Below are 19,999 nucleotides of genomic sequence, written 5' to 3'. Positions count from 1 at the left end.
CCGATACAGTGGACGCTAGGGAGTCGGTGTTTACTTCGCTTGTGAACTCGGACTGATTGTCCGCGTGGACTATTCGCTCAACGCATACTTTGCTGATCAGGACAGGCAGGAAAAGTTATGAAGCGGAATCGCCGAGCAGGCGTTGAGGACCGCTGGACGAGGACAGTCCGCGAGGCAGACGGCTCGACAAAGAGCGTTCCGAGCGCGAGCCATGGCAAGGGCAGCCGGTGGCGCGCGCGGTACGTCGACGAGCAAGGCCGCGAGCACGCGCGAGGCTTCGCCCGCAAGACTGATGCGCAGCGATGGCTCGACCAACAAGTCAGCGATCAGGTGACCGGCACATGGACGGACCCCGCGCTCGCGGTGGTCACGTTCGGCGCGATCGCTGAACGCTGGTACGGGACGAAGGCGACCCGCGCGCCGAAGACGGTCGCCGGATACCGCTCCCTGCTCGATACCGTCGTGCTGCCGCGCTGGCGCGACGTGCCGCTGCGGGACGTGCGCTTTGACGACTTGCAGGTCTGGATCGCCGCCTTGTCGGCAACGGGATCCACGCGTTTCGAGGGCCGCGGACTCAGCGCCTCACGGGTCCGCCAGACACACCAGCTCGTCGGCGCGGTGCTGAAGTTCGCCGTCCGTGCGAAGCATCTCCCGGCCAGTCCCGCCGAAGGGATCGAGCTGCCGCGCGTCGGCGAGGTCGAGCAGCGGTTTTTGACGCATGAGCAGTTGCACCGGCTCGCGATCGCCGCCGGCCGCTTCCGGACGCTCGTGTTCGTCCTCGGATACTGCGGCCTCCGCTTCGGGGAGGCGGCTGCGCTCCGGGTCGGTGATGTCGACCTGGCGGCGCGTCGTATCCGCGTTCGGCGATCCGTCACGAACGTGACGGGCCGCGGACTCGTGGAGGGGCCAACGAAGAATCACAGCGCCCGCACGGTGCCGGTGCCGAGGTTCCTCGCCGACCTTCTCTCGACCGAGGCTGCATCCCGCGCCGAGGATGAGCTGCTGTTCCCGTCGCGCCGCGGCGGCGGCTTCGTCACGATCGGCGAACTGCGGTGGGCATTCGATCCGGCCGCGGAAGCGATCGGCCAGGCCGCTCTAACGCCGCACGATCTGCGCCACACCTGCGCGTCACTGTCGATCGCGGCCGGTTGCAACGTGAAGGTTCTGCAACGGCTGCTCGGCCACAAGACGGCGACGATGACGCTCGACCGGTACGGGCATTTGTTCGCTGACGATCTGGACGCGATTGCGGACGCGTTCGACGCTGCTGCGGACGGTCTGCGGACGGTCCCGGCGCTGAAGACGGTTCCGGCTGGCCGAAGTATGGCCTGATCAGCGGCTATGCGGTGCCCTCGGTGAGATTCGAACTCACACTGTACGGGTTTTGAATCCGTTTCCTCTGCCAGTTGGGATACGAGGGCGTGCGGTCTCCCACCATAGAGGATGGCCCCGAGGTCGCTGATCGCCCGGGTTACCGCCACAATGACATCCATGACCGGCTCACCGACGCCCCGCCGCGTGCTCATCGCCGAAGACGAGGCGCTCATCCGGATGGACCTGGCCGAGATGCTGCGTGACGAGGGCTACGAGATCGTCGGCGAGGCCGGCGACGGCCAGGAGGCCGTCGAACTGGCCGAGGCGCTGCGCCCCGATCTCGTCATCATGGACGTGAAGATGCCCCGCCGCGACGGGATCGACGCGGCGTCGGAGATAGCGGGCAAGCGGATCGCCCCGATCGTGATCCTCACCGCCTTCAGCCAGCGAGACCTCGTCGAGAAGGCCCGCGACGCCGGCGCGATGGCCTACCTGGTCAAACCGTTCAACGTCAACGACCTGATCCCCGCCATCGAGGTGGCCGTCAGCCGCTTCAGCGAGATCCACGCGCTCGAAGAAGAGGTCGCGACGCTCTCGGACCGCCTGGAGACCCGCAAGCTGGTCGAGCGGGCGAAGGGGCTGCTCCAGGCCAATCAGGGGATGACCGAGCCCGAGGCGTTCAAGTGGATCCAGCGCGCGGCGATGGACCGCAGAACCACCATGAAGCGGGTGGCCGAGGTGGTGCTCGAGACGCTGGACACCCCCAAGAGCGAGCCGTCGGCCGGTTAGGTCGGCCCGTTCCACCTGCGCGGACGCGCCGCGCGTTTTCCAACAACACGCACCATGGCCGGGTGTTGGCTATGTTCTACCGGAAGCGTCAGCGCCCAGGCCGTTGCGGCCACGGGAGTCGATGCCGACGACAACATCGACCAGGAGGTGAAACGTGCGCGGTCGCGTGGCACGGAACGCATTCGCTCTCGGTAGCGCGGGGCTGTTGGCGCTCGCCCTTGGCGGCTGCAGTCAGTCGACACCCGAAGAGGAAGCGGCGCAGACGAATCTGAAGATCGTCGAGCAGGTCCAGATCGACGAGAACGGCGCGGAGGTCAAGGCCGCAGAAGGCGCCGCCCCGGCAGATCCGGCCGGTGACGGCAAGGCGACCTGCCCGCCGCTCTCGATCGCGATGGCAGGCGCGCTCAACGGCCCGGACGCGGCGCTGGGCATCAACATCAAGAACGGCGTGCAGCTGGCCGTCGACAAGCACAACGCCGCCAACCCCGGCTGTCAGGTCCAGCTCAAGACGTTCGACACCGAGGGTGACCCGCAGAAGGCCAGCGCCATCGCCCCGCAGATCGTCGACGACCAGTACACGATCGGCCTTGTCGGCCCGGCCTTCTCGGGTGAGACCAACGCAACCGGCGACGTGTTCAACCAGGCCGGCCTGGTCGCCGCGACCGCCTCGGCGACCAACGTCACGCTGTCCGAGAAGGGATGGCGGACCTTCTTCCGCGGCCTGGCCAACGACGGCGTCCAGGGTCCGTCGGTCGCCAACTACCTGAAGAACACGCTGGGCCACCAGAAGGTCTGCGTCGTCGACGACAGCACCGACTACGGCCTCGGCCTCGCCCAGGCGGTCCGCGAGACGCTCGGGCCGGTCGCGGACCCGGCGTGCAACATCTCGGTGAAGAAGGGCGACAAGGACTTCTCGGCCGCCGTCACCCAGGTCAAGGGTGCCAGCCCGCAGTCGGTCTTCTTCAGCGGTTACTACGCGGAGGCCGCGCCGTTCGTGCAGCAGCTCAAGGACGGCGGCTTCGAGGGCACCTTCGTCAGCGCCGACGGCACGAAGGATCCGGAGTTCGTCAAGCAGGCCGGTGAGGCGTCCAAGGAGGCTCTGCTGTCCTGCCCCTGCGGCCCGGCCACCGGCGGCTTCGCCGACGAGTACACCCAGAAGTTCGGCCAGGAGCCCGGCACCTACAGCACCGAGGGCTACGACCTGGGCACCATCCTGGTGAAGGGCATCGACTCCGGGGCCATCACCCGCCAGGCGCTGCTGGACTACGTGCGCAACTACAACGGCCAGGGCGTGGCGCGCAACTACCAGTGGACACCGCAGGGTGAACTCACCACCACGCTGATCTGGATGTACAAGGTCCAGTGATCGACTAGACGAGACGCGTCCGAACCACTTGGCTCGGACGCGTCTCGCTTAGCACTCCCACCCGCGAGGAGCCCACCGCACCGTGATCGCCGATTGCGTCGACCAGTACGCCTGTCTGGCGGCGAATATCAGCTTCAACCTCGAGGGCCTGCGAAACGGGTTCTGGCAGTTGACGATCGACGGGTTGTCGTGGGGCGCCATCTATGCGCTGGTCGCGGTCGGCTACACGTTGGTGTTCGGCGTGCTGCGGCTGATCAACTTCGCCCACTCCGAGATCTTCATGCTGGGGATGTTCGGCGCCTACTTCTGTCTCGACTTCATCCTCGGTTTCACCCCGTCGGGCAACGCCTACAACAAAGGCATCGCGCTGACGGTGCTGTATCTGGCGATCGCGATGCTGTTCGCCATGTTGGTGTCCGGGTCTGCGGCCGTCGGTCTGGAGGCGGTGGCCTACCGTCCGCTGCGAAGACGGGGAGCGCGGCCGCTGACCTTCCTCATCACGGCCATCGGCATGTCGTTCGTGCTGCAGGAGTTCGTCCACTTCATCCTGCCGAAGATCATCAAGGGTTACGGGGGCAGCAATGCCCAGCAGCCGATCACGCTGGTGCAGCCGAAGACCCAATTTGAGATCTTCGGCGCGGCCGTCTCCAACGTCACGCTGGTGATCATCGGGGCCGCCCTGTTCTTCGCCCTGCTCACCGACATCGCCATCAACAGGACGAAATTCGGCCGCGGCATCCGCGCGGTGGCGCAGGACCCGAACACCGCGACGCTGATGGGGGTGTCGCGGGAACGGGTCATCATGCTGACGTTCATGATCGGCGGTCTGCTGGCCGGTGCGGCGGCGCTGCTCTACACCCTCAAGGTCCCGCAGGGCATCATCTACTCCGGCGGATTCCTGCTCGGCATCAAGGCCTTCTCCGCCGCGGTGCTCGGCGGTATCGGCAACCTGCGCGGCGCGCTGCTCGGCGGCCTCATCCTGGGGGTGATGGAGAACTACGGGCAGGCCGTGTTCGGCACGCAGTGGCGTGACGTCGTCGCCTTCGTCCTGCTGGTGCTCGTCCTGTTGTTCCGTCCGACGGGGATACTCGGTGAGAGCCTCGGGAAGGCACGGGTATGACAGACCAGCAGCGGGGTGCGACGCGGGCGCCCATGACGAGGATGGACAAGCTGCTCGCGCCCGGTGACGGCCTACGCGCCTGGTGGGCGAGCCTGAGCCGGCCGATGAAGTGGCTGTTCGGGGTGCTGGTGTTCGGCGTGCTGGCCCTGTTGCCGCTGTTCACCCCGCCGTTCCTCAACACACCCGGCATCAGCTTCGGTGGCACGATGGCCCAGTTCGCGATGGTGGCGATCATCGCGATCGGCCTCAATGTCGTTGTGGGCCAGGCAGGTCTGCTCGATCTGGGCTATGTCGGCTTCTACGCCGTCGGCGCCTACACCGTCGCGCTCCTGACCAGCCCCAGCAGCCCGTGGAACCAGGCCGGTCCCGGTGGCTGGCTGACGACGGACTGGGCGTGGCTGGCGTGTGTGCCCCTGGCGATGGCCGTGACCGCGCTCGCGGGGCTCATCCTGGGCACCCCGACACTGCGGTTGCGCGGTGACTATCTGGCGATCGTCACGCTCGGGTTCGGCGAGATCATCCGCCTGCTCGCCGACAACCTCTCCGACATCACCAACGGCCCCCGCGGCCTCAACGAGGTCGAGTACCCGCGCGTGGGGGAGAGCGAGCGGCTCCCCGAAGGCGTGTTCTCCCGGGCCAATTCGACGGGCGAGGCGAACTACGGCACCTGGTGGTTCTGGCTCGGCCTGGTGTTGATCGTGGCCATCCTGCTGCTGGTCGGCAACCTCGAACGCAGCCGGGTGGGTCGGGCGTGGGTCGCGGTCCGCGAGGACGAGGACGCGGCGGAGGTCATGGGGGTCAACACCTTCCGCTTCAAGCTGTGGGCGTTCGTCATCGGCGCCGCGATCGGCGGGCTCTCCGGGGCGCTGTATGCCGGGCAGGTTCAGTACGTGGCGCCGCCGACGTTCAACATCATCAACTCGATGCTGTTCCTGTGCGCTGTCGTCCTCGGCGGGCAGGGCAACAAGCTGGGCGTGATCTTCGGCGCGTTCATCATCGTCTACCTGCCGAATCGCCTTCTGGGCGTGCACTTCCTCGGCATCAACCTTGGCGACCTGAAGTACCTGTTCTTCGGACTGGCCCTGGTGGTGCTGATGATCTTCCGGCCGCAGGGCCTGTTCCCGGCGCGCCAGCAACTGCTCACTTACGGCAAGGCGGCGCGCGACCTGTTGCGTCGCGCGTCCGGCGAGAACGAGGGGGCGACGCGATGACGATCGAGGAACTCTCCGGTGTGCACCGCGATATCGAGGCTGCCGAGGGTGAGACCCTGCTGCAGACCCATGACCTCACCGTGAAGTTCGGCGGGCTGACCGCACTGGACTCGGTGACCTTCGACATCCGGCGCGGCGAGATCCTCGGGTTGATCGGTCCCAACGGTGCGGGCAAGACCACCTGCTTCAACGCCATCACCGGTGTCTACCGCCCCAGTTCGGGTTCGGTGACGTTCGACGGTAAGCCGCTCGGCCGCATCAAACGCCACCAGATCACCCGGCGCGGTATCGCCAGGACGTTCCAGAACATCCGGCTCTTCGGGGAGATGACGGCGCTGGAGAACGTCATGGTCGGCACCGATGCGCGGCACCTGACGTCGGTGCCGGGGGCCTTGATCCGCACACCCCGGCACCGCCGGGAGGAGAAGTCGGCGATCGAAAGAGCGGCTGCATTACTTCACTTCGTGGGCATCGCGCACCGCGGCGAGGAGAAGGCGAAGAACCTGTCCTACGGCGATCAGCGGCGGCTGGAGATCGCCCGCGCGCTGGCCACCGAACCCAAACTGCTGTGCCTGGACGAACCCGCTGCCGGCTTCAACCCCGCAGAGAAGGCCGCGCTGATCGAGCTGATCCGCAAGATCCGCGACGACGGTTACACCGTGCTGCTCATCGAGCACGACATGCGGCTGGTCATGGGTGTGACCGACCGGATCGTCGTTCTGGAGTTCGGCCGCAAGATCGCCGACGGGCTGCCTGCCGAGATCCGCGAGGACCCGAAGGTCATCGCCGCCTACCTGGGAGTGCCTGATGACGAAATCAACTGAGCCGCGCAAGGTCCTGCTGGAGGTCCGCGACATCGTCGTGCACTACGGCCGGATCCGGGCGCTGCACGGGGTTTCGATCAAGGTGCACGAGGGCGAGTTGGTCACGCTGCTGGGGTCCAACGGCGCGGGGAAGACCACCATGATGCGGGCCATCTCGGGCCTGCGCCCGCTCACCTCGGGTTCGGTGTGGTTCGACGGCACAGACGTCTCACGGGTGAAGGCGCACCGCCGGGTCGCGGACGGTCTGATCCAGGCTCCCGAGGGGCGTGGCGTGTTCCCCGGGATGACCGTGACCGAGAACCTCGAGATGGGCTGCTACGCAAGAAAATTCGCCACCAAGGCCGAGCATCGCGAGCGGTTGGACTGGGTGTTCGAGACGTTTCCGCGGCTGGCGGAGCGGCGCTCGCAGGTCGGCGGCACGTTGTCCGGCGGCGAGCAGCAGATGCTGGCGATCGGGCGGGCGCTGATGGCCCGGCCCAAGGTGCTGCTCCTCGACGAGCCGTCGATGGGGCTTGCGCCGATGGTGATCTCGCAGATCTTCAAGATCATCGCCGACATCAACGCCCAGGGCACGACGGTGCTGCTGGTCGAACAGAACGCACAGCAGGCGCTGTCCCGCTCGGACCGTGCCTACATCCTCGAGACCGGCGAGGTGACGCGAACCGGGAACGCGCGCGAACTGCTGCACGACGACAGCGTCCGCGCCGCGTATCTCGGTGTCGCCTGAGCCACCGGACCCGGGGCGGCTTACCGCGCGACGACCACCGATGAGCCGTGGCCGAACAAACCCTGGTTCGCGGTCACGCCGACCTTCGCGCCCTCGACCTGCCTGCCGGTGGCCTGACCCTTGAGCTGCCAGGTCAACTCGCAGACCTGGGCGATCGCCTGCGCCGGGATGGCCTCACCGAAGCACGCCAACCCGCCCGACGGGTTGACCGGGATCCGGCCGCCGATCGTCGTGGCGCCGCTGCGCAACAGCTGCTCGGCCTCGCCCTTCGGGCACAGCCCGAGGTGCTCGTACCAGTCGAGTTCCAGTGCGGTGGAGAGGTCGTAGACCTCGGCGACGCTCAGATCCTCCGGGCCGATCCCGGCTTCCGCGTAGGCCGCGTCGAGGATCTGGTCCTTGAACACCCGCTCGGGTGCCGGCACCACGGCCGTCGAATCGGTGGCGATGTCCGGAAGTTCGGGCAGGTGCTGCGGGTACTGCGGTGTCTGCAGGCTCACCGCGCGCACCGAGGGCACACCCTCGACCGAGCCGAGGTGCTTCTCGGCGAACGACCTGCTGGCCACGATGAGCGCCGCCGCGCCGTCGGACGTCGCGCAGATGTCCAGCAGCCGGAGCGGATCGGACACGACCGGGCTGGCCAGAACGTCCTCGACGGAGCTTTCCTTGCGGTAGCGGGCGTTCGGGTTGTCGAGGCCGTGGCGGGCGTTCTTGACCTTCACCGCGGCGAAATCCTCGAGCGTGGCGCCGTACAAATCCATCCGCCTGCGCGCGAGCATCGCGAAGTAGACGGTGTTGGTGGCGCCGATGAGATGGAAGCGCTGCCAGTCGGGGTCGTTCTTGCGCTCGCCGCCGACCGGGGCGAAGAACCCCTTCGGCGTGGTGTCCGCGCCGATCACCAGCGCGACATCACAGAATCCGGCGAGGATCTGCGCGCGGGCGCTCTGCAGCGCCTGCGATCCGCTGGCGCACGCGGCGTAACTCGAGGTGACGGGCACGCCGTTCCACCCCAGTTTCTGGGCGAACGTCGATCCGGCGACGAACCCGGGGTACCCGTTGCGGATGGTGTCGGCGCCGGCCACCAGCTGGATCTGGCGCCAGTCGAGCCCGGCCTCGGCCAGCGCGGCGCGGGCGGCGACCACGCCGTACTCGGTGAAGTCGTTGCCCCACTTGCCCCATGGGTGCATACCGGCGCCGAGGATGTAGACGGGTTCGGGGCTCATCGGGCTCGACCTTCCCCGCTCCTCGCGTCCGCGATCCTCCAGGCGTGCACGATCCGTTCGACGCCGTCGTCGCCGATGTAGAGCGGCATGGTCGTCAGTTCCATCTCCATGCCGACCTTCAGATCGGCGGCAAGCGTTCCCTCGACCACCTTGCCGAGCACGATCAGGCCCTCGTCGGCCAGTTCGACCGCGGCGACGGCGAAGGGTGCGAACGGTTCGGGGGACGGATACGGCGGGGGTGGGGCGTACCGGTTCTCGGTGTAGCTCCACAGCTTTCCGCGCCGGGACAACGGGACCTGGGCGAGGTCGTCGCCGTCGCAGGCGGGGTTGGGGCAGTTGTTCGCTCGCGGGGGAAAGACGAAGGTCCCGCACTGATGGCATTTGCCGCCGATCAGATAGGCCTCACCGGACCCGTCGGTACCGAACCAGCCGTCGATCGCCGGTTGCGTGGAAGCTGCTGACACGCGGTCAGCGTACCCAGATGACCGGCAAAACTGAAACGTGTTCCAGTCAGCGGGCGACGGTGTCGGCATGGCCCCGCGAGCGCCTGTATGTCACCGCGGGTGCCTAGAGTTGTGCCCGTGAGCCCAGTCAGCACCTCCGCAGCCAAGAAGACGGCCGCCACGAAGGCGGACGACAAGCCGACATTGATGCTGCTGGACGGCAACTCACTGGCCTATCGCGCCTTCTACGCACTGCCTGCGGAGAACTTCAAGACCCAGGGCGGGCTGACCACCAACGCGGTCTACGGATTCACCGCGATGCTCATCAACCTGCTCCGCGACGAGCAGCCCACCCACGTGGCCGCCGCCTTCGACGTCTCCCGCCAGACGTTCCGCGTCGACAAGTACCCCGAATACAAGGCCGGGCGCTCGTCCACACCCGACGAGTTCCGCGGGCAGATCGACATCACCAAAGAGGTGCTCGTCGCGCTGGGCATCGCCGTGCTGGCCGAACCCGGCTTCGAGGCCGACGACATCATCGCCACGCTCGCCACGCAGGCCGAGACGGAGGGTTACCGGGTGCTCGTCGTGACGGGTGACCGCGACGCGCTGCAACTCGTCAGCGACGACGTGACCGTGCTCTACCCGCGCAAGGGCGTCAGTGAACTGACCCGTTTCACCCCGGATGCGGTGCTCGAGAAGTACGGGCTGACGCCGCAGCAGTACCCCGACTTCGCGGCGCTGCGGGGTGATCCGAGCGACAACCTGCCCGGCATTCCCGGTGTGGGGGAGAAGACGGCGACCAAGTGGATCGCCGAATACGGGTCGCTGCAGGCCCTGGTCGACAACGTCGACCAGGTCAAGGGCAAGGTCGGCGACGCGCTGCGGGCGAACCTGTCCCACGTGGTGCTCAACCGAGAGCTCACCGACCTCGTCAAGGACGTCCCGCTACCGCACACCCCCGACACGCTGCGCATGCAGACCTGGGACCGCGACCAGATCCACCGGCTGTTCGACGACCTCGAGTTCCGGGTGCTGCGCGACCGCCTGTTCGAGACGCTGGCGTCCGTCGAGCCCGAGGTCGAGCACGGCTTCGACGTGCGGGGCAAGGCGCTCGAGCGCGGCGAACTCGCGGCCTGGCTCTCCGAACACAGCCTCGGGAACCGGTTCGGGCTCGCGGTCGTCGGCACCCACCTCGCCTACGACGCCGACGCCACCGCGCTGGCCATCGTCGCCGCCGATGGCGACGGCCGCTACATCGACACGTCCTCCCTCGACCCGGACGACGAGGCGGCGTTGGCGTCGTGGCTGGCCGACCCCGGCCCGCCGAAGGCGCTGCACGAAGCCAAGCTCGCCATGCACGACCTCGCCGGCCGCGGCTGGAAGCTCGCGGGGGTCACCTCCGACACGGCGTTGGCCGCCTACCTGGTGCGGCCCGGGCAACGCAGCTTCAGCCTCGATGACCTCTCCCTGCGTTACCTGCGTCGCGAACTGCGCGCGGACAACCCTGCGCAGCAACAACTCTCACTCCTCGACGACAGTGAGGGCGGCGACGATCAAGCGGTCCAGACGCTGATTCTGCGTGCCGTCGCGGTGCTCGACCTCGCCGACGCCCTCGACGAGGAACTGGCCCGCATCGACTCGTCCTCGCTCCTGGGCCGGATGGAGTTGCCGGTGCAGCGGGTGCTCGCCGAGATCGAGCACATCGGCATCGCCGTCGACGTCGACCAGCTGCGGCAGCTCCAGAGCGAATTCGCCGACCTGATCCGCGACGCCGCCGAGGCGGCCTACGCGGTGATCGGCAAGCAGATCAATCTCGGTTCCCCGAAACAGCTGCAGACGGTGCTGTTCGACGAACTCGAGATGCCGAAGACGAAGAAGACGAAGACCGGGTACACCACCGACGCCGACGCACTGCAGTCGCTTTTCGACAAGACCGGTCATCCGTTCCTGCAGCACCTGCTGGCCCACCGCGACGCCACCCGGCTCAAGGTCACCGTCGACGGGCTCCTGAACTCCGTGGCCTCGGACGGGCGCATCCACACCACGTTCAATCAGACCATCGCCGCGACCGGCCGACTGTCCTCGACCGAACCGAACCTGCAAAACATCCCGATCCGCACCGAGGCTGGCCGGCGCATCCGCGACGCCTTCGTGGTCGGCACGGGTTACACCGAGCTGATGACCGCCGACTACAGCCAGATCGAGATGCGCATCATGGCGCACCTCTCGCAGGACGCCGGCCTGATCGAGGCCTTCAACACCGGCGAGGATCTGCACTCGTTCGTCGCGTCCCGCGCGTTCGACGTGCCGATCGACGAGGTGACGCCGGATCTGCGCCGCCGCGTCAAGGCGATGTCCTACGGCCTGGCCTACGGGCTGAGCGCCTACGGGTTGGCCGCGCAGCTCAAGATCTCCACCGAAGAGGCCAAGGTCCAGATGGACCAGTACTTCGCCCGGTTCGGCGGCATCCGCGACTACCTGCGCGACGTCGTCGACCAGGCCCGCAAGGACGGTTACACCTCGACGGTGTTCGGTCGCCGCCGCTACCTGCCCGAACTGGACAGCAGCAATCGCAACGTGCGCGAGGCCGCGGAGCGGGCCGCGCTCAACGCCCCGATCCAGGGCAGCGCCGCCGACATCATCAAGGTCGCGATGATCAATGTCGATCAGGCGATCAAGGACGCCGGGCTCTCGTCGCGGATGCTGCTGCAGGTGCACGACGAGCTGCTCTTCGAGGTGGCCGACGGCGAGCGCGACACGCTCGAAGAGCTGGTCCGCGACAAGATGGGCGGCGCATACGCGCTCGACGTACCGCTCGAGGTCAGTGTCGGGTACGGCCGCAGCTGGGACGCGGCGGCGCACTGACGTGGCGTCGCACCCGTTCGACGAGGCCGTCGCACTTGAACCCGCAGACGAACCCGGCCGGTGGCGCGGCCACACCCGGGCGGACTGGGCCAACATGGTCGGCCCATTCGGCGGCATGACCGCGGCCGTGCTGCTGCGGGCAGTCGAGATGCAGCAGGACCGGATCGGTGAACCGCTCTCGCTCACAGTCAATTTCGCCGCCCCCGTCGCCGACGGTTCCTTCGACGTCGGCGTGCGGTGCATCCGGACCAACAGGACGAACCAGCATTGGCTCATCGAGCTCTGGCAGGACGGGGTGGTCACGACCAACGCGACCGCGGTCTTCGGAAGTCGCCGCGACACCTGGTCGGACACCGAACAGACGATGCCGACCGTGCCGGAGCCCGACGGGGTCGCCGAATCCGGACTGCCCGACATGATCGTCTGGGCGCGAAACTACGAGATGCGCTACGTCGACGGTGGGGTCCCCGGCGCCGGGGCGGGCACGGCGCCATCGTCGATGACCACGCTGTGGGCGCGCGACCGCCGCGGGCGCGGGCTGGACTTCGCGTCGCTGGCGGCGATGAGCGACATCTTCTATCCCCGGGTGTTCCTGCGGCGCGGCGCGGTCTCGCCCGCCGGGACGATCACGCTGACGACGTACTTCCACGCCGACTCCGAGGCCCTCGACGCGGTCGGTGGTGACTACGTGCTGGCCAGCGCCCGCGCCAACCGGTTCGCGCGCGGGTACTTCGATCAGTCGGCCGAGTTGTGGAGCAGGACGGGCGAACTGCTCGTCACCACGCACCAGTTGGTGTACTTCAAGGCCTGAGTGTCGAGCGGTAGCCGGCCATCGACTGCAGCGCCGGCGATGCGGCCCTGGCCGCGTACAGCGCGTAGGTCTCCTCGTGCAGGAGTCCGATCACGCGGGGGTCACCGAAACCGCGGTCGATGCGGTCGCGGACGAACGCCAGCTCGACGACCTGATGGGCGAACCGCTTCACCGACTCGCCGCCCTGTTTGCCACCGAACCGCCTCGCTTCCGCGATGGCCAGGTTGCGGCTGCGGAGGGAACCCAGCCATGCCGCCTCACCGGGCGTCACCAGTCCCGCGGCCACCATGCCGGGGAGTTTGGCCGCGACGATCCGCTGTTCCCGGCGGCGGCTCCGGACCGCCAGCACGATCGCCAGCCCGAAGATCGGCATCATCCAGAACACGTACAGGCCGAAGTACGCCTGGACACCGAGCAGCGACGAACCGTTCCACATGGCGTGCAGCAGCACCGCCCCGGCGTAGCCGAGCAGAAGGAAGCCGGCTCGCGCGGCGGCGTCGCGGCGGTGCAGGGCGAACCACACCCCGATCGCGAACACCGTCGTGAACAGCGAGTGCGCGAACGGCGCCATGATCAACCGCAGCGCGGCGGTCAGCAGCGAATCGGCCAGCGATTCGCCGTTGGCGATGTAGAGGATGTCCTCGAGCCACGCGAAACCCGCGCCGACCAGGCCGGCGTACACCAGGCAGTCGGTCAGCGAGTTCATCTCGTTGCGGCGCGCGCCGGTCATCATGATGAGCAGGAACAGGCCCTTGGCGGCCTCCTCGGTGAGCGGGGCGCCCAAAACCAGCGTCAGCGGGCTGGTGCCGGAGTCGGCGGTGCCGACTGTGGGGTTGAGCCATACCTCGAGGAACACCTGCAGCACCGCGGAGATGACGACGGCCGCCGACGTCCCCCAGATGAACGCGAACACCAAGAGTCGTGGTGGTTCGGGCTCCCATCGGTCCAGCCACAGGTACGCGAGCACGACGACGGCCATCGCGATGCTCGACAGGACGAACCCGACCGCCGTGCCGACCGGGTTGACCGCGGTCAGCAGGATGACGAGGAGGCCGGCGAGGGTCCCGAGCGCAATGAGCAGCCCCAGCGGGGCGCCGACCTTGCGGACCTGCCGGGCCCACGGCGAAACGGGCAGATGCGGGGGAGGCGGGGTGCCGACCGGGGACACCACAGCAGGTTAGCCGGAACAGGCGGGCGGCGATGATCCGGGTTTGTCCTGCATGGACCGAGTCGAGTAGGCTCAACAGGTACCTGTGTGCGCGATCTCAGGTCACCAACCAATCACCTGTACCTACGAGTAAACCTGTCCGGAGCAACCCACCACATGCCAAGTCCCTCCGTCACCTCGCCGCAAGTAGCCGTCAACGACATCGGCTCGGCTGAGGATTTCCTCGCCGCCATCGACAAGACCATCAAATACTTCAACGATGGCGACATCGTCGAGGGGACGATCGTCAAGGTCGATCGCGACGAAGTACTCCTAGACATCGGTTACAAGACCGAAGGCGTCATCCCTTCCCGCGAGCTCTCCATCAAGCACGACGTCGACCCCAATGAGGTTGTGTCCGTCGGCGACGAGGTGGAAGCCCTGGTCCTCACCAAGGAGGACAAGGAAGGCCGCCTGATCCTGTCCAAGAAGCGGGCGCAGTACGAGCGCGCCTGGGGCACCATCGAAGAGCTCAAGGAAAAGGACGAGGCCGTCAAGGGCACCGTCATCGAGGTCGTCAAGGGCGGCCTGATCCTCGACATCGGCCTGCGCGGCTTCCTGCCCGCCTCCCTGGTCGAGATGCGTCGGGTCCGCGATCTGCAGCCGTACATCGGCAAGGAGATCGAGGCCAAGATCATCGAGCTCGACAAGAACCGCAACAACGTGGTGCTGAGCCGCCGCGCCTGGCTGGAGCAGACCCAGTCCGAGGTGCGCAGCGAGTTCCTGAACCAGCTGCAGAAGGGCGCCATCCGCAAGGGTGTCGTGTCGTCGATCGTCAACTTCGGCGCGTTCGTCGACCTCGGCGGCGTCGACGGCCTGGTGCACGTCTCCGAGCTGTCCTGGAAGCACATCGATCATCCGTCCGAGGTCGTCACCGTCGGCGACGAGGTCACCGTCGAGGTGCTCGACGTCGACATGGACCGCGAGCGGGTTTCGCTGTCGCTCAAGGCGACTCAGGAAGATCCGTGGCGCCACTTCGCCCGCACCCACGCGATCGGCCAGATCGTGCCGGGCAAGGTCACCAAGCTGGTGCCGTTCGGCGCGTTCGTCCGCGTCGAGGAGGGCATCGAGGGCCTGGTGCACATCTCCGAGCTGTCCGAGCGCCACGTCGAGGTTCCGGACCAGGTGGTCCAGGTCGGCGACGACGCGATGGTCAAGGTCATCGACATCGACCTGGAGCGTCGCCGGATCTCGCTGTCGCTCAAGCAGGCCAACGAGGACTACACCGAGGAGTTCGACCCCTCGAAGTACGGCATGGCCGACAGCTACGACGAGCAGGGCAACTACATCTTCCCCGAGGGCTTCGACTCCGAGACCAACGAATGGCTCGAGGGTTTCGAGAAGCAGCGTGAGGAGTGGGAGTCCCGCTACGCCGAGGCCGAGCGCCGGCACAAGATGCACACCGCGCAGATGGAGAAGTTCGCCGCGGCCGAGGCCGAAGAGGCCGCGCGTCCGGTGTCGAACGGCTCGTCGCGCTCGGAGGGTGAATCCAGCGGCGGCACGCTCGCCAGCGACGCCCAGCTCGCCGCACTGCGGGAGAAGCTGGCCGGCAACGCCTAGCAGCCATCTCGACGAACGCCCCGGCTCACCGCGAGCCGGGGCGTTCGCCGTATCCGGGCCCTGACAGACTGGTGCGGTGCTGAGAATTGGATTGACCGGCGGCATCGGGGCGGGCAAGTCGACCGTGTCCTCGACCTTCGCCGACTGCGGCGGGGTCATCGTCGACGGTGACGTCATCTCCCGGGAGGTCGTCGCGCCGGGCACCGAGGGCCTGGCGGCACTCGTCGAGGCGTTCGGTGAGGACATCCTGCTGCCCGACGGTGCCCTGAACCGGCCCGCCCTGGCCGCCAAGGCTTTTCAGGACGACGAACAGCGCGCCATCCTGAACGGTATCGTGCATCCGCTGGTGGGCAAGCGCCGGCAGGAGATCATCGACTCGGTCGCCGACGGCACCGTCGTGGTCGAGGACATCCCGTTGCTGGTGGAAACCGGGATGGCGCCCTTTTTCCCGCTCGTCGTCGTGGTGTGGGCCGACGAGGAAACCCGCGTCACCCGCCTCATCAACCGCGGACTGCCCGAGCATGACGCCCGGGCGCGGATGAAGGCACAGGCGTCCGATGAGCAGCGACGCGCCATCGCCGATGTGCTGCTGGACAATTCGGGCACCCAGGACCAACTCGTCGAGAAGGCGAGGCAGCTCTGGTTCGACCGGGTCCTGCCGCTCGCGGAGAACATCCGCACCGGGAAGGTGGTGCGTCCCGCGCCCCGGTTGGTGCCGCACAACCCGGCCTGGGCGGCCGACGCACAGCGGATCATCAACCGCGTCAAGGCGGCGGCCGGGGCGAGGGTGCTGCGGGCGGACCATGTCGGATCCACCTCGGTCGGCGGACTCGACGCCAAGGACGTCATCGACATCCAGGTGACGGTGGCCTCGCTCGAGGACGCCGACGAGATGGCCGGGGCGCTGACCGCCGTGGGCTACCCGCACATTCCGGACCATGACTCCGACGCGGCGCACGACGACACCGGACGGTGGGGTAAGCGGGTGCACGGCGCGGCCGATCCGGGCCGTCCCGCCTACGTTCATCTGCGCGTCGAGGGTTGGCCGAATCAGCGGTTCGCGCTGCTGTTCCCGGCGTGGTTGACCGCGAATCCCGAGGCGCGGGAGGACTATGCGCAGGTGAAGCGGGCGGCGCTGAGTGCGCCGGACTACGCGGACGCCAAGGAACCCTGGTTCGCCGAGGCGTACCCGAAGGCATTGGCGTGGGCGGAGGCGACCGGTTGGCGGCCCTGAGCGGTCAGGCGACCGGGGCAGGCGGCTCGACGGGTGCGGCGGGATCGACCGGGGCAGCGGGGTCGGCCGGCGCGGGCGCCTGCATCGCGACCGGCGCCTCACACGTCAGCGCGGCGTAATCGGGATCCTGCGGCAGGAAGCGCGGGGCGATGAAATCGTCGGCTTGAGCGACGATCTGGTCGTCGACGAGGATCTCGCAGTGCAGGTTCGCCGAGTACGGCCACTGCACCGACACCTTCATCGTGGCGACACCGGTCTCCGGCAGGACCGTGTTCACCTCGAACACCCGGCCCGGCACCATCGTCGGGTTGGCCGTCAGCGTCTGGTCGTTCTCGGCGCTGTAGGTGATGGTGGCGCCGCGGGACACGCCGTCGATCCGGGCCCGGTAGACGACGTTGCGGAGCACCTGCGGGCTCTCCTGGGCGACCGGTTGCGGCTGAACATCCGGGTCGGCGACGGCGACGGCGGGACTTAACTGAAAGCCACCGACGACGGCCGCGGCCACGGCGCCCGCGGCCAATCCGCGCATTCCGGAGTTCATGTAGATGACCTTACAATGTCCGCCACGACAGGACCATACCGTTGCCGGCAAGCCAGCGGTGCAGGTCGTAGTCGTGCCGCGCCAGTCCGTCGACGGTGCTCACGGCCGTCTGCACGGCCCGTTCGCCCACCTCTGCGCTGAGCAGGTTGTGCCGGACCGCGGTGAGGAGTTCGTCGACGTCGCACAACTCCGCCCCGACACCGGTCCGCAGCACGAGGTCGAGGTAGTGGTCCTCTGCCGTCCACCGGTGTGGGCCCGGCGAGTAGCTGCCGACGTCGAGGTAGAAGTCCTGATCTTTCTCGAACCCCGGATTGAAGTGGAACACCGAGGCCCGCAGGTTCAGCGACGGCAACAGCCACGACTCGAGATAGTGGAACTGCGCGCGACCGGGTGTCGGACGGGCCATGTAGAGCCCCCAGGGTTCCACCGAATAGACGTCGACGGCCCGCACGATGCCCTTGGGGTCGGTGTTCGTGCAGGCGAGCAGGTCGAACGTCTCGTGTTTGGGTGGGTGGATACCTCAGCATAGAACCGGGAACAAGAGGTTGTCGGTGGCTGGTTCTACCCTGGTGAAATGGCTTTCGCTACCGAACACCCAGTGCTCGCGCACTCCGAGTACCGCCCTGTCGAGGCGATGGTGCGTACCGGCAACCGGTTCGAGGTGGTCAGTCCCTACCAGCCCGCCGGTGACCAACCCGCGGCGATCGACGAGCTGGAGCGGCGCATCCGGGCGGGGGAGCGTGACGTCGTCCTCCTCGGCGCGACCGGTACCGGCAAGTCGGCGACCACCGCGTGGCTGATCGAACGGCTGCAACGGCCGACACTGCTGATGGCGCCCAACAAGACACTGGCCGCCCAGCTCGCGAACGAACTGCGGGAGATGTTGCCGCACAACGCCGTCGAGTACTTCGTGTCGTACTACGACTACTACCAGCCCGAGGCGTACATCGCCCAGACGGACACCTACATCGAGAAGGACAGCTCGATCAACGACGACGTGGAGCGGCTCCGGCACTCCGCGACGTCGAGCCTGCTGTCGCGGCGTGACGTGGTCGTGGTCGCGTCGGTGTCCTGCATCTACGGTCTGGGCACGCCGCAGTCCTACATGGACCGGTCGGTCGAGCTGAAGGTGGGCGACGAGGTGCCGCGCGACGGGCTGTTGAGGCTCCTCGTCGACGTGCAGTACACCCGCAACGACATGGCGTTCACCCGCGGGACCTTCCGGGTGCGCGGGGACACCGTCGAGATCATCCCGTCCTACGAGGAGCTCGCGGTGCGCATCGAGTTCTTCGGTGACGAGGTGGAGGCGCTGTACTACCTGCACCCGCTGACCGGCGACATCGTCCGCAGGGTCGATTCGCTGCGGATCTTCCCCGCGACCCACTACGTCGCCGGCCCGGAACGGATGGCGCAGGCCATCTCGACGATCGAGAAGGAACTCGAGGACCGGCTGGCCGAGCTCGAGGGCCAGGGCAAGCTGCTCGAAGCCCAGCGGCTGCGGATGCGCACCAACTACGACATCGAGATGATGCGCCAGGTCGGGTTCTGCTCCGGCATCGAGAACTACTCGCGCCACATCGACGGGCGTCCCGCCGGATCGGCCCCGGCGACGCTGCTCGACTACTTCCCGGAGGATTTCCTGCTCGTCATCGACGAGTCACACGTGACGGTGCCACAGATCGGCGGCATGTACGAAGGGGACATGTCGCGCAAGCGCAACCTGGTGGACTTCGGGTTCCGGTTGCCGTCGGCGGTGGACAACCGGCCGCTGACGTGGGAGGAGTTCGCGTCGCGGATCGGCCAGACGGTGTACCTGTCGGCCACACCGGGTCCCTACGAGCTCAGCCAGTCCGGCGGCGAGTTCGTCGAACAGGTGATCCGCCCGACGGGCCTGGTCGATCCGAAGGTGGTGGTGAAACCCACCAAGGGGCAGATCGACGACCTGATCGGCGAGATCCGCAAGCGCACCGAACTCGACGAACGGGTGCTGGTCACCACGCTGACCAAGAAGATGGCCGAGGACCTCACCGACTACCTGCTGGAGTTGGGGATCCGGGTTCGCTACCTGCATTCCGAGGTGGACACGCTGCGTCGCGTCGAGTTGCTGCGCCAGCTACGGCTCGGCGAATACGACGTCCTGGTCGGCATCAACCTATTGCGTGAGGGGCTGGACCTGCCCGAGGTCTCGCTGGTGGCGATACTCGACGCCGACAAGGAAGGGTTTCTGCGATCGACGCGCAGCCTCATCCAGACCATCGGCCGCGCCGCCCGCAACGTGTCGGGTGAGGTGCACATGTACGCCGACAAGATCACCGACTCGATGCGCGAGGCGATCGACGAGACCGAACGTCGCCGGGCCAAACAGATCGCCTACAACGAGGAACGGGGCATCGACCCCAAACCGCTGCGCAAGAAGATCGCCGACATCCTCGACCAGGTGTACCGCGAAGCCGACGACAGCGAGACCGTCGAGGTGGGCGGGTCGGGCCGCAACGCCTCACGAGGCAGGCGTGCTCAAGGTGAGCCGGGCCGCGCCGTCAGTGCCGGCATCGTCGAGGGTCGCGACACCACCAACATGCCGCGGGCCGAGCTGGCGGACCTGATCAAGGATCTGACCGACCAGATGATGACTGCGGCGCGCGACCTGCAGTTCGAACTCGCCGCCCGGATTCGCGACGAGATCCAGGATCTCAAGAAGGAGTTGCGCGGTATGGACGCCGCGGGCCTGAAGTGACGCGGGGTTGACCTCAACCGCCCTTGAGCT

The 19,999-nt window shown here is 67.4% G+C and carries 17 protein-coding genes and 1 tRNA gene; 12 read left to right on the top strand and 6 right to left on the bottom strand.

The genetic code is table 11. The features are described 5' to 3' along the window. Nucleotides 1–117: 117 nt before the first annotated feature. Nucleotides 118–1,332 (top strand): tyrosine-type recombinase/integrase, encoded by a 1,215-nt coding sequence (locus AU196_RS08915; RefSeq protein WP_082695658.1) that lies wholly within the window; start codon nucleotides 118–120, stop codon nucleotides 1,330–1,332. Between the two features lie 15 nt (nucleotides 1,333–1,347). On the opposite strand, the gene AU196_RS08910 is transcribed toward AU196_RS08915, so the two are convergent. After that, nucleotides 1,348–1,421 (bottom strand) — tRNA-Leu (locus AU196_RS08910). A 61-nt stretch (nucleotides 1,422–1,482) separates the two neighbouring features. Here AU196_RS08910 and AU196_RS08905 point away from each other — a divergent pair. The 6 genes from AU196_RS08905 (at nucleotide 1,483) to AU196_RS08880 (ending at nucleotide 7,351) form a co-directional block, all read left to right on the top strand. Next, nucleotides 1,483–2,103 carry an ANTAR domain-containing response regulator gene (locus AU196_RS08905; RefSeq protein WP_082695657.1) on the top strand — a complete coding sequence of 207 codons (621 nt, stop codon included), beginning with the start codon at nucleotides 1,483–1,485 and terminating at the stop codon, nucleotides 2,101–2,103. Between the two features lie 154 nt (nucleotides 2,104–2,257). Continuing rightward, a complete protein-coding gene (locus AU196_RS08900; protein ID WP_059094747.1) occupies nucleotides 2,258–3,469 on the top strand; it encodes a branched-chain amino acid ABC transporter substrate-binding protein in 1,212 nt (403 codons plus the stop codon). Nucleotides 3,470–3,551: 82 nt separating this feature from the next. Next, entirely contained in the window at nucleotides 3,552–4,589 is a 1,038-nt protein-coding gene (locus AU196_RS08895) for a branched-chain amino acid ABC transporter permease (RefSeq protein ID WP_059094746.1), read from the top strand. Between the two features lie 32 nt (nucleotides 4,590–4,621). Next, nucleotides 4,622–5,800 (top strand): branched-chain amino acid ABC transporter permease, encoded by a 1,179-nt coding sequence (locus AU196_RS08890; protein WP_197415745.1) that lies wholly within the window; start codon nucleotides 4,622–4,624, stop codon nucleotides 5,798–5,800. Further along, nucleotides 5,797–6,624, top strand: coding sequence for an ABC transporter ATP-binding protein (locus AU196_RS08885; RefSeq protein WP_059094744.1), 828 nt, complete (start codon nucleotides 5,797–5,799; stop codon nucleotides 6,622–6,624). Before AU196_RS08890 ends, AU196_RS08885 begins: the two co-directional genes overlap by 4 nt. Next, a complete protein-coding gene (locus AU196_RS08880) occupies nucleotides 6,608–7,351 on the top strand; it encodes an ABC transporter ATP-binding protein (protein WP_059094743.1) in 744 nt (247 codons plus the stop codon). The genes AU196_RS08885 and AU196_RS08880 overlap by 17 nt, the downstream gene beginning before the upstream one ends. Before the next feature lie 20 nt (nucleotides 7,352–7,371). Here AU196_RS08880 and AU196_RS08875 read toward each other — a convergent pair whose 3' ends face one another. Then, nucleotides 7,372–8,571: a lipid-transfer protein gene (locus AU196_RS08875; protein WP_059094742.1), complete on the bottom strand. Its 1,200-nt coding sequence runs from the start codon at nucleotides 8,569–8,571 to the stop codon at nucleotides 7,372–7,374. Beyond that, nucleotides 8,568–9,035 (bottom strand): Zn-ribbon domain-containing OB-fold protein, encoded by a 468-nt coding sequence (locus tag AU196_RS08870; protein WP_059094741.1) that lies wholly within the window; start codon nucleotides 9,033–9,035, stop codon nucleotides 8,568–8,570. Before AU196_RS08870 ends, AU196_RS08875 begins: the two co-directional genes overlap by 4 nt. Nucleotides 9,036–9,221: 186 nt before the next feature. Here AU196_RS08870 and polA point away from each other — a divergent pair, with 186 nt between their 5' ends. Further along, entirely contained in the window at nucleotides 9,222–11,882 is a 2,661-nt protein-coding gene (gene polA / locus AU196_RS08865; RefSeq protein ID WP_197415744.1) for a DNA polymerase I, read from the top strand. 1 nt (nucleotide 11,883) lies between these two features. Beyond that, nucleotides 11,884–12,693 (top strand): acyl-CoA thioesterase, encoded by an 810-nt coding sequence (locus tag AU196_RS08860; protein WP_082695655.1) that lies wholly within the window; start codon nucleotides 11,884–11,886, stop codon nucleotides 12,691–12,693. Here AU196_RS08860 and AU196_RS08855 read toward each other — a convergent pair. Continuing rightward, nucleotides 12,683–13,861, bottom strand: coding sequence for a PrsW family intramembrane metalloprotease (locus AU196_RS08855; RefSeq protein WP_059094945.1), 1,179 nt, complete (start codon nucleotides 13,859–13,861; stop codon nucleotides 12,683–12,685). The two genes, AU196_RS08860 and AU196_RS08855, sit on opposite strands and share 11 nt — an antisense overlap. Nucleotides 13,862–14,017: 156 nt before the next feature. Here AU196_RS08855 and rpsA point away from each other — a divergent pair, with 156 nt between their 5' ends. Then, nucleotides 14,018–15,460, top strand: a complete 1,443-nt coding sequence (gene rpsA, locus AU196_RS08850) for a 30S ribosomal protein S1 (protein ID WP_059094738.1) — start codon at nucleotides 14,018–14,020, stop codon at nucleotides 15,458–15,460. A gap of 76 nt (nucleotides 15,461–15,536) precedes the next feature. Beyond that, nucleotides 15,537–16,694 carry a dephospho-CoA kinase gene (gene coaE, locus AU196_RS08845; protein WP_059094737.1) on the top strand — a complete coding sequence of 386 codons (1,158 nt, stop codon included), beginning with the start codon at nucleotides 15,537–15,539 and terminating at the stop codon, nucleotides 16,692–16,694. 4 nt (nucleotides 16,695–16,698) lie between these two features. On the opposite strand, the gene AU196_RS08840 is transcribed toward coaE, so the two are convergent. Continuing rightward, nucleotides 16,699–17,235, bottom strand: coding sequence for a hypothetical protein (locus AU196_RS08840; protein WP_059094736.1), 537 nt, complete (start codon nucleotides 17,233–17,235; stop codon nucleotides 16,699–16,701). 10 nt (nucleotides 17,236–17,245) lie between these two features. Beyond that, on the bottom strand, nucleotides 17,246–17,752 hold the full coding sequence (locus AU196_RS08835; RefSeq protein ID WP_197415743.1) for a ribonuclease FAU-1 family protein: 507 nt from the start codon (nucleotides 17,750–17,752) through the stop codon (nucleotides 17,246–17,248). 57 nt (nucleotides 17,753–17,809) lie between these two features. On the opposite strand from AU196_RS08835, the gene uvrB reads away from it, so the two are divergent. Continuing rightward, nucleotides 17,810–19,969 carry an excinuclease ABC subunit UvrB gene (uvrB, locus tag AU196_RS08830; RefSeq protein ID WP_059094734.1) on the top strand — a complete coding sequence of 720 codons (2,160 nt, stop codon included), beginning with the start codon at nucleotides 17,810–17,812 and terminating at the stop codon, nucleotides 19,967–19,969. Nucleotides 19,970–19,999 lie beyond the last annotated feature (30 nt).

It is taken from the genome of Mycobacterium sp. IS-1742, from assembly GCF_001500125.1.
GTDB lineage: Bacteria > Actinomycetota > Actinomycetes > Mycobacteriales > Mycobacteriaceae > Mycobacterium.
The sequence above is the reverse complement of the archived record's forward strand: the minus strand, read 5'-3'. Positions and strand labels throughout refer to the sequence as shown.